The organism is Mesorhizobium sp. M0296, from assembly GCF_040321675.1.
GTDB lineage: Bacteria > Pseudomonadota > Alphaproteobacteria > Rhizobiales > Rhizobiaceae > Mesorhizobium.
In genome coordinates this window covers 1-680 of the sequence record NZ_JAMYRZ010000109.1, presented here as the reverse complement: position 1 = coordinate 680, position 680 = coordinate 1, and the positions used below count along the sequence as shown (strand labels likewise).

Here is a 680-nt window from a genome sequence, read left to right as displayed (position 1 = left end):
GCCACGAACCCTTGTCAAAACGGCAATCAGTCAACCTTGCAACCTGGAACATACTGCAAGGGGCTCAGCTTGAGCGGCAATGTAATCCTCTCGCCCGGGATATACGTCATTGAGGGAGGCGATTTCAAAGCGAGCTCGAATGCAAATATTTCCGGCGAGGGTGTCGTCATTTATCTGGCCGATACCTCCGGCGTTAGCATGAACGGCACGGCGACCGTCAAGCTCAGCGCACCGACGTCGGGCACCTATTCAGGTGTGCTGTTCTATGGCGACAGAGCCAACCTGGCGGGATCCAACACGTTTAATGGCACGGCGGATTCGCTATTGACCGGCGCTCTGTATTTTCCAACACAGGGCGTCAATTATCTCGGCAATTTCTCGGGCAAAGGTGGTTGCACGCAGGTCGTCGCAAGTACCGTGCAATGGTCCGGCAACGCAAACATCATTCAGGATTGCACGAGCCTTGGAATGCGAGACATTCCGGCCACGCAAACCGTTCAGCTTGTCGAGTAGTTTTCGTGGATCGGCTACAAGTCCGGATGTTCCGGAGTGATTCGGGTGTTGCCGCGGTAGAGTTTGCGCTGGTTCTGCCCATCCTTTGCCTGGTACTTCTTGGCATCATCGACGGCTGGTCTTTTGTCTCGAGCGCATTGTCGATGCGTGCAGGCGTCAAAACCGCG

The 680-nt window shown here is 55.3% G+C and carries 1 protein-coding gene and 1 pseudogene; both read left to right on the top strand.

The genetic code is table 11. The annotated features are described in order from the left end of the window. A pseudogene (locus NKI97_RS35385) lies at positions 1-513 on the top strand (pilus assembly protein TadG-related protein); the annotation flags it as partial. After that, positions 423-680 (top strand): TadE/TadG family type IV pilus assembly protein (locus tag NKI97_RS35380; RefSeq protein ID WP_352838609.1); only part of this gene is annotated, 258 nt, incomplete at its 3' end. The pseudogene NKI97_RS35385 and the gene NKI97_RS35380, both read left to right, overlap by 91 nt.